At 59.4% G+C, this 7,907-nt stretch carries 10 protein-coding genes and 2 pseudogenes; 6 read left to right on the forward strand and 6 right to left on the reverse strand.

Annotated elements, in window-relative coordinates; all coding sequences use genetic code 11:
• Window positions 1–391: 391 nt before the first annotated feature.
• Complete coding sequence (locus tag NKH16_RS27710) at window positions 392–568, forward strand: type II toxin-antitoxin system VapB family antitoxin (RefSeq protein ID WP_352902925.1); 177 nt, start codon at window positions 392–394, stop codon at window positions 566–568.
• Between the two features lie 147 nt (window positions 569–715).
• On the opposite strand, the gene NKH16_RS27715 is transcribed toward NKH16_RS27710, so the two are convergent.
• Window positions 716–2,302 carry an adenylate/guanylate cyclase domain-containing protein gene (locus tag NKH16_RS27715; RefSeq protein WP_352841112.1) on the reverse strand — a complete coding sequence of 529 codons (1,587 nt, stop codon included), beginning with the start codon at window positions 2,300–2,302 and terminating at the stop codon, window positions 716–718.
• Window positions 2,303–2,620: 318 nt separating this feature from the next.
• On the opposite strand from NKH16_RS27715, the pseudogene NKH16_RS27720 reads away from it, so the two are divergent.
• Together NKH16_RS27720 and NKH16_RS27725 are read left to right on the forward strand one after the other, a co-directional pair.
• Window positions 2,621–3,040 (forward strand): annotated as a pseudogene (locus tag NKH16_RS27720) (hypothetical protein); the annotation flags it as partial.
• Window positions 3,041–3,463, forward strand: a complete 423-nt coding sequence (locus NKH16_RS27725; protein WP_352902894.1) for an RES family NAD+ phosphorylase — start codon at window positions 3,041–3,043, stop codon at window positions 3,461–3,463.
• On the opposite strand, the gene NKH16_RS27730 is transcribed toward NKH16_RS27725, so the two are convergent.
• Window positions 3,458–3,682 carry a Rossmann-fold NAD(P)-binding domain-containing protein gene (locus NKH16_RS27730; RefSeq protein ID WP_352902897.1) on the reverse strand — a complete coding sequence of 75 codons (225 nt, stop codon included), beginning with the start codon at window positions 3,680–3,682 and terminating at the stop codon, window positions 3,458–3,460. The genes NKH16_RS27725 and NKH16_RS27730 overlap by 6 nt on opposite strands.
• Before the next feature lie 12 nt (window positions 3,683–3,694).
• Here NKH16_RS27730 and NKH16_RS27735 point away from each other — a divergent pair, with 12 nt between their 5' ends.
• From NKH16_RS27735 to NKH16_RS27745, 3 genes are all read left to right on the forward strand, one after another.
• Window positions 3,695–3,850, forward strand: coding sequence for a DUF4334 domain-containing protein (locus tag NKH16_RS27735; protein ID WP_352902900.1), 156 nt, complete (start codon window positions 3,695–3,697; stop codon window positions 3,848–3,850).
• A gap of 113 nt (window positions 3,851–3,963) precedes the next feature.
• On the forward strand, window positions 3,964–4,242 hold the full coding sequence (locus NKH16_RS27740; protein ID WP_352902902.1) for a hypothetical protein: 279 nt from the start codon (window positions 3,964–3,966) through the stop codon (window positions 4,240–4,242).
• A 417-nt stretch (window positions 4,243–4,659) separates the two neighbouring features.
• The gene (locus NKH16_RS27745; protein ID WP_352902905.1) at window positions 4,660–4,848 is read left to right on the forward strand and encodes a DUF3008 family protein; all 189 of its coding nucleotides are present in this window, start codon (window positions 4,660–4,662) and stop codon (window positions 4,846–4,848) included.
• A gap of 275 nt (window positions 4,849–5,123) precedes the next feature.
• On the opposite strand, the gene NKH16_RS27750 is transcribed toward NKH16_RS27745, so the two are convergent.
• The 4 genes and pseudogenes from NKH16_RS27750 to NKH16_RS27765 form a co-directional block, all read right to left on the reverse strand.
• Complete coding sequence (locus NKH16_RS27750) at window positions 5,124–5,642, reverse strand: hypothetical protein (RefSeq protein ID WP_352902907.1); 519 nt, start codon at window positions 5,640–5,642, stop codon at window positions 5,124–5,126.
• 151 nt (window positions 5,643–5,793) lie between these two features.
• On the reverse strand, window positions 5,794–6,207 hold the full coding sequence (locus tag NKH16_RS27755) for a hypothetical protein (RefSeq protein WP_352902910.1): 414 nt from the start codon (window positions 6,205–6,207) through the stop codon (window positions 5,794–5,796).
• A 573-nt stretch (window positions 6,208–6,780) separates the two neighbouring features.
• A pseudogene (locus NKH16_RS27760) lies at window positions 6,781–7,206 on the reverse strand (ATP-binding protein); the annotation flags it as partial.
• A gap of 489 nt (window positions 7,207–7,695) precedes the next feature.
• The coding region (locus tag NKH16_RS27765) for a hypothetical protein (RefSeq protein ID WP_352902913.1) at window positions 7,696–7,907 on the reverse strand (212 nt) is incomplete at its 5' end.

Below are 7,907 nucleotides of genomic sequence, written 5' to 3' on the forward strand. Positions count from 1 at the left end.
TATAACGTCGAGTCAGCGGAGCAGCAGGAGATTCGCCCCGTCATGGCATCGACCGTGATATCGAGCAGACCGGCGATCTCAGCCAGCGGCTCGTCAAGCACCGGTTAAGTCCAGACCCAAGCCGATCTCCAACCCCAATACAGGATCGGCAACCTCACAGATCGCGGCCACTCCCGAAAGGTATCCGGAAACGATCGCTTACCGATCAGATATGCTCGGGGTCTGTAAACAACAGGGTTACGGTCCCCATCCAACCTGCGGCAAGCGAGGCGCAGCCGCCAACTCGGTCGGTTGGCGTGGTCGAATTCCGTTGGTGACCCTTCCGGTCGACGCTCCCCGGACCTTCACACGGTGTATCCAAATTGCTGTATACCGATACACTTGAACGGCTATACGAGCGAGTCATGGCGTTCCACATCCCGAGACCGACGTGCTGGCCCGCTGGGTCGCCGCACTTAAGAGGATTGGTCTGACAGAGGCCGTCCATGCCGCGCTCAAGCATGAGCTTGAGCGCGAACACGCTAGACCGTCTCTGGTAGAGATCGGCGTCAGGTTCTGCCGTTATTGACTGATGTTCATCGACGCCTCGGCCCTGACGGCGCTGATGACCAACGATGATGCGCGCGAACTCCTGGCCGGGACCCGGCGCGGCTGAACGGTGTTGAACGGACTTTACTTGGCTGGCCGCGGTCCAGATTTGATCACGTTCAAGAACCTAAAATGCGGCGGGCTTGCTTCGGATGGTTAAGGCCAGGAGCGCCTCCGAAAGTCGTTTCTTCGCCCGCTCCACCCCGTTCTCGTCGATTGCCTCAACATCGAGGAACAAGTCGAGACCAGTCGCATGCTCGCTGATGACCTGAGGGCGCTGGGCGAGTTCACCCAGGAGGCCCTCGACTTCGTAGGGGACAACCTCCCGGCTGATCCCCTTCATGGCAATCGGGGCTAACGGACGCGCCCGGACAAGGTCGCGCACGAGCGCATAAGTCTCATAGCTGAGGCAGATGCCGCCGGGCTCGGCAATCGACTGCAGCCGGGCCGCCAAGTTCGCCTCGGCTCCAATGATCGTGTAGTCCATCCGATCATCGGAACCGAAGTTCCCAACGTTGCAATAACCCGTGTTGATGCCCATGCGAGCTCGGAAGGGCCGTTCAACTCCGCGGTCATGCCACACCCTGTTCAACTGCTCCAGCCGACGCTGCATGTCGACAGCCATGCGCAAGCAGGCTCTCGCGTCTTCCTCGACGCCTTGCGTCTCGGGGTCTCCGAAGAACACAAGAAGCGCGTCGCCGATGAACTTGTCGACGGTGCCGCCGTGTTTGAGCGCGATCGTCGACATCTCGGTGAAGTACTCGTTGAGGAGAAGCGTCAGGTCCTCGGGCTGGAGCCGTTCCACGATCGCGGTGAAATCCTTGACGTCGGAGAAAAAGATCGTGAGCTTCTTGCGCTCGGTCGCGATGGTGACGTCCTTCTGGCCGCTGAAGATGCTTTTGTAAATTTGAGGCGAAAGGTATTTGGCGATCTTCAATGAAATCGCGGCCAGGAAGTCGTTTGCCTCCGAAAGCTCCTTGTTGATGCCCTGAATCAACGCGGACTGTCGACGCTGCAGGAGAATGAACGTCAGGCCCGCCGCCGCCGCGAAACCGAAATATAGGAGCAGATACTTGAAGGTCAGGACGTTCGCAGCGATAGGCTGATTGACTGATATCTCCTGGATCCCTCGGACATCCCCTACCTTCCAGTCCGTCTTGGGGCTGTCCGGGTGTGAGTTATGGCAGGTCACGCACACTTGTCCCATTATGACAGGGGCCGCGGCGCGGACCTGCCGGTCAAACAGTGAGCCCGAGACTTCGATGATCGGCTCCTTCGGGTTGGCGCGCAAAGCCAAGATTGCATTCCGCTCGAAAACATCGAGCTGGTGGGGCGCGCGACCTTTGAAAGGCAGATCCGAGACGAACCGATATTTGACCGACCCGTCATGAGCGCTGATGCGCTTGCCGAGTTCGATCGAGAGGGTTGCTGGAATAGGGATCGCACCTGGCACGTCCCGATAGTTGTGCGTCGCAGTCACGGCGCCGTTAGCTTGCAGCACGCGTCCCACGACGTCGCTGCCGTAAAATCCGCGCATTTCGTCGATGATGCGGCTGATTTCGCTGGCTTGCCTGCGCAGCATCCGTTCCGACAGGTCTCGGAGGTCGAGCCAGGCTGCGACGGGCAGACCGATAAGCCCGATGACCACTGCCGCCACCAGGAGCGGTCCCATGGTGCGCTGCTGACGCGCAATCTGTTCACCCAGTCCAGCCATTGTGCAAGCCCCCGGCCGTCACAGTATCTGAACTATAGCTCATTCCCGGCACGGTACTAGAGTCAGTCTTGGCTCGATGAAAACACGTCAGCCCTGCAACGTCGGACCGACCTTGAGCGGTTGTTGCGAAGCCCTGACCCTCACAGCGGATTTCGCATTCTGGCGCTAGACGGACAGTGAATCAGTGAAAGGGATGTCGCAACGTCGGTTATGGCCCGGAATGCGCTCCGCGATAACCGCTCAGGGGTCAAAAATTCACCTCTGGCAAGGTTAAAACTTCTGCGGTCGGAGAGCGGGTAGGAAAAGAAAGCGTCCCGCAACGCGTATCCGCGCTTCGGCCGCACTATGGAAAGGGACCCTGCGGCGGGTGACGCGGTACTGCGCGCTGAAATTGTCGCCGGCAAGGACATGCTGAGCGCGGATGCCTTTGCCAAGCTGCTCGGCACGTCCCGGGTGGCGGTCAACGCCAAGCGGCAAAATGGGCAAGTGCTCGGGATCGATGGCGCCAAGCGCGGTTTCCGTTTTCCTGTCTGGCAACTCGACCAAGACGGTCGTCCCTTCGAAGCATTGCCGGCGCTCCATGCGATGTTGGGCAACAGCGCCTGGGCGGTCTATCGGTTTCTGGCGTCGCGCCATGGCGCCCTCGATGGCCGGACGGGCCTTCGAGCGCTTCAGCAAGGCGATGACGCCTCGGTGTTGGCCGTGGCGGAAGGCATGGCCAGGGGCGATTTCGACTGAATGCCCGGCCTTCCACCTCCAGCCGATTTCGGGCGTGCAAAGCTCGAAATCGAGACCATACCGCGGGGTCGGACGTTCGGTCGGATCTACTGGAGCACCTATCCTGATCCATTGGGGTACGGGAAGTCGCCGAGCCGGTTCAGCGATCCTCGACGCCGCGTTGACGCCAATCGGTTTGGCGTTCTTTACCTCGGTGACTCCCTGAAGGTGTGCTTCCTAGAGACCGTGCTCCGCGACCGCCGCGAAGGAATCCTTGACGATCTTCCAATAGAAGAGGTGGAACTGACCCGACGGCGCTACGCGGAGATTGCGACCACGACAGACCTACGCTTGGTCGACCTCAGAGGCGACGATGCCGTCAGGATGGGTGTGCCGACCGATGCAGAGCGAGCTTGCAAGCAATCCTGGCTTGGCTCCTTATGACGCAAAGCTTGTGGAGCGTGAGAGCGCGTCCCACGCGGCGACCTCGTCCCTCATGCCATCCAGCTTCTGATCGACCAGTCCCAGCGCGTCCTCGCCCAGGAACAAGCGCACCGGCGGATGTTCCGAATCTATCAACACGAGAAGCGCTTGCGCGGCTTTGGCCGGATCGCCCGGCTGATTGCCGCTCTTCGCCTGCCGTGCGGCGCGGATCGGGTCCATGACGATGTCATAATGGGCGATGCTGCGTGCAGCGCGGCCATTATCTACGACCGTCGGCCGATTATCGATTACTTACGCAGGATCGACGATGACCGTCTTCTCGGCATGATGGACCTGCGGTTCATGTCGAAGCCTTTCTTTTTCGTGCTTGCCCGCGACCAGGTTTAATTGCGCAAAACCAATGCGGCGTCCAGAACCACCCATCGTTAGGATTCTGATCACACTGAGGAACAACGGCTCGCTGTATTCGTTGGCCATCCGCGAGACAAGGAGAGCCAGATATGCCAAGCGAATGGAAACGGGATCGCAACAAGGACCATGCTGCCAACCTTTCAAAAACGACGGGCGTCGAGCCTAGGCACGAGCGCCAAAAAGCCCGTCCCGACGCCAATGATCTGACCGACCAGGAAGAGATGTGGGAGAGCTCCGAGACGGAAGAAACGGACGGGCGTGTCGCCGACGCGGGCGACGTCGGTGGCGGTCAGCCTTCGCCTTACGAACCGGAAGTGCAGGCGGATACGGTTGCAAAGCAGACAGAGCGTAACAAAGCGGACCGGTAGGGAGCCGAGATCGTAGCGGACTGAGCTTGCCGTGCTACGGCGCGCCTGCGACGGCGCCCACGATCGCCATGGCGAGCCAGTCAAGATCGATTTCGCCGTCCGCCACGAGTTTCTCATCGCCATGGAAATCCGCAGCTTCGAAGGGTTGGCTTCGGTTTGCCGTTCAAGCTCCGTGACGATCGCTTCGCGGACCTTTTCTTCCATCATCTGCCTTACTCCTGCTCCGCCCCGCTTGGCGGTACGGTTTTGTCCTCCGGCTGAGTTTCCTCCCCTCGATGAAACATGCCGTCACCACTTGGGTTCCCTGGCTTTTGACGTGATGCCTGCCGTTTCAAGTTTCAAGCGTTTTGGCGAGGAACGGAACGCGGAGCAGGCCGACCGTGTTTCGCTATAAGGCAGTAATGTTGGAGGTATGAAATGCCAGCCAAATCCAAGGCCCAGCAGATGGCGGCGGGCGCCGCCCTTGCGGCCAAGTGCGGTGAAAAGAAGAAGAACGAGTTGAAGGGTGCGTCCAAGTCGATGGTCAAGTCGATGAGTAAGAAGGAACTCCACGACATGGCATCGACCAAGCGCAAGGGCAAAGTCGAACATGCATCCAAATCGTGAGTAGATGGTCGAGCGCAGCCAATGCCAAGCACCAACTCGTCGATTTCGCCGTTACTCGCCCGCTCGACCCCGTTTGAAAGCAGCGCTACTTTACTTTGAAAGCAGTTGGACCGCTCAGACGCTGATCGCGATAAGCTTGAGCACGGACGCAACCCACTCTGGCTAATGCTTGGGCCGTACGGGCCTTCAGCATGAATTGAGGGGCTAAGTGGGAACCGTTCGGAAGGCTGTCCTAGTTGCGCTCCTTGCCTTCCCGCTTGGCCTGTTCAAGATCGTCATCCGATAGCAGGCGGACGTCGGGATCGACGGCGCTGCCGTCGGCAGGCGCAAATTGCAACTTTCCATGTAGGGCGTCGGTTTCTTTCGCCGGAAGTCGACGAACTCCTTGGCGTAATAGTCTCGTGCCTGCTCAACGTTTTTTTGCCGGTCACGATGTCGTGCATGAGATTGAGCGCTAGGAAATTAGCCTGCTCGTCATGGCAACGTGCAGAAACTTCGCCTGCCGTGCGTTCGGCTATCACGCTGCCATCGAACTCGGCGAGTTGGGTGAACTTGTCGGGCGGGACCTTGCAGTCGATGACGGATTCGAAGGAGTCGTTATGGGGCGCCGGAAAATTGTGCTCGTAGAACGCCTTTGACGCGACTATCCGCTTCCATGGGCCCGGCTTGTGCCAAGTCAGCTGAGAGTCTGTGACCTCATCGGGTTCGCCATACTGGTTGATGACCAACTGCCCGGCCTCACGAGACTCTTCGGGCCAGCTCTCGATCTGTCGTACTGCTTGCTTCTGTGGCATGAACTATCTCCATTCGACGATACGTGCCAACCGCGACCACCCGAATTGGTTCCCTGGTGGTTCCGGGTCCCCTTGCTTGCTTTGTCGCCCTGCTCGCCGTCCGCGCACCCGACAGACCGAACGTGCCGACAGCTTCAGCGAAGCTCTGCTGTTATCCGATTTCCCGAGTTACGCCGCCGCGGTGCGGCGCAGGACCGATGCGATCATCCCGTGCTTCCGATGCGACAGCGTCCAGGAGCAGGGTAACCTCGACATTGACGCTGGTAATGGCTTGCGAGTGAAGGGGCTGATTGGCCCAATCGGCGATGGAGACTACCAATGGGTAGTCCTGAACCGGCACCTCATGGATCTTGATCGACGTCCCCGTACGATCCAACAGCAGAAGCAGAGGAGTCATCCCCCCGTCCGATTTGCTCGCGATCGCGACAACTCGCTGAACATCCGCATGGCTGTCAACGCGAACATTGAAGAGTATTCGGCCTCCAGATTTTTCGGCGCAGTCGCCTGCTACGGAATCGAAGCTGGCCGCAGGAAAATCTGCAGCTTGGACAATCATCTCGATCAAAACCGTTTCAAGTTGTGGCGTGCTACCCATCCAGCAATGTAGTCGGGAGACTCCCGCATAAATCAAGCAGGCGCCGTGGCGTATTCCCGGATCATCGGCACAGGCGGTCGGGAATGAGTTTTCGTGTGGTTACGGGAAGCATTCGAAGCAGGCGAGATTCTACAACTTGTCTTGGACCCTGAACTCACTTTGGTGTTGGCGCAGGCCCGGGGATCGGATAACTGGCTCGCGCGAAGACCCCCGTATCCCTCTCGACTCTATAGAGCGCGACTCGATCCGCCTTTCGTCCCAAAACCCCGGGTCGGTCGTTCTGACGTAGACCGGGGGGTTGAACCAATGAAGAGCTAAGCGGCTATTCGCGAAGGTCGAACGCGACGAACAGGCCAAAGTCTGGGGCAACATCGACAATAAGCTCCACCAGCTTGGAGTGGCCCCTCGGGCCGGACAGGATGGTTCTGGCAATTGCCCCCTTTTTGTAGCGTAGCGCGGCGGTCAGCGTTTGCTCGGGCGGAGTTGGTCAGGGTTGCGCAGCCCGGGCGAGCGCGGATCGCGCTTGGCAGCTGATGGGGATGATCAGGCGCGCTTCTTGAAGCGCCAGGACTCGTTTCCGGTCTCGATGATCTCGCAATGATCGGTGAGACGGTCGAGGAGCGCTGTCGTCATCTTGGCGTCGCCGAAGAGGGCGGGCCATTCTCCGAACGCCAGGTTGGTGGTCACGATGGTCGAGGTCCGTTCGTAGAGCCTGCTGATCAGGTGGTGGAAGAGCAATTGCCCGCCGGCTAACGCGAACGGGAGATAGCCGAGTTCATCGAGCACGACGACGTCAAGCCGGGCGAGGTAATCGGCGATACGGCCCCGCTTGCCGTCGCGATGCTCGGTCTCGAGCCGGTTGACGAGATCGACGGCGTTGAAGAAGCGGTCACGTAAGCCGTAACGAATCAGGGCCCGGCAAGGCGATTGCCAGGGCGACTTGCCGGTTCCGGTGCCGCCGATGAGCACGGCGGCAACGTCACCAGAAGGTGCGGGCCAATGGCGCCTCTACAAGGGGGCCGACGACGCAGTAGGCGCTACCCAGATCGCTGCTTACAACATGACGCAGAAGGAAAATGCCAACGTCCGGCCTGGACCGCCCGCAGGCCTTTGTTGCGCCAGCGCAACATGATCAGCATCACAAAGGCAAGGTTTCGGGTACTGAACGTCAGGCAGCAACAGGTCATTTCTCTTTGCCATCTGACCTAGCCAAAGAAACCAAGGGAGCAGCCAACTCGGATCGATATGTTATCCGGCTGCACCGGCCCACCGTGTCATGCCAGTCGGTCGCGTCGCCGTTTTGCGCGATCCTGAGTGAGCGAATGCGAGTTCCTGACGGATCATTTTGAAAATGAGGGCTTTATGTACCCTGAAGCACTGATGATTCCGCGGGCGATTATGCACGAAGAGCTGCTTTCGCCAATAGGCCGGCCGACAACGGCTGAGCGCGCTGTTCAGCTAGCCCGGCCGCGCATGCGATAGGACGGCTTCCAGAAGCAGGGTAACCTCGACATTGACGCCGGTGGTGGCTTGCGAGTGAAGGGGTTGATTGGCCCAACGCGCAATGGAGACTAGCAATGGGAAATCCTCAATCGATACCTCATGGATCCTGATTATGCTGTTCGCAGCGGGGTCGCTATAGGCCGGTAACGTCATCAGGTGGAGCTTGT

This window comes from Mesorhizobium sp. M1307 (assembly GCF_040318155.1).
Lineage (GTDB): Bacteria > Pseudomonadota > Alphaproteobacteria > Rhizobiales > Rhizobiaceae > Mesorhizobium.

Coding starts and splice junctions, on each gene's coding strand:
- NKH16_RS27715 (WP_352841112.1), bottom strand. CDS start 2,302: ATGGCTGGACTGGGTGAACAGATTGCGCGTCAGCAGCGCACCATGGGA.
- NKH16_RS27725 (WP_352902894.1), top strand. CDS start 3,041: ATGCCCGGCCTTCCACCTCCAGCCGATTTCGGGCGTGCAAAGCTCGAA.
- NKH16_RS27730 (WP_352902897.1), bottom strand. CDS start 3,682: ATGGACCCGATCCGCGCCGCACGGCAGGCGAAGAGCGGCAATCAGCCG.
- NKH16_RS27735 (WP_352902900.1), top strand. CDS start 3,695: ATGGGCGATGCTGCGTGCAGCGCGGCCATTATCTACGACCGTCGGCCG.
- NKH16_RS27740 (WP_352902902.1), top strand. CDS start 3,964: ATGCCAAGCGAATGGAAACGGGATCGCAACAAGGACCATGCTGCCAAC.
- NKH16_RS27745 (WP_352902905.1), top strand. CDS start 4,660: ATGCCAGCCAAATCCAAGGCCCAGCAGATGGCGGCGGGCGCCGCCCTT.
- NKH16_RS27750 (WP_352902907.1), bottom strand. CDS start 5,642: ATGCCACAGAAGCAAGCAGTACGACAGATCGAGAGCTGGCCCGAAGAG.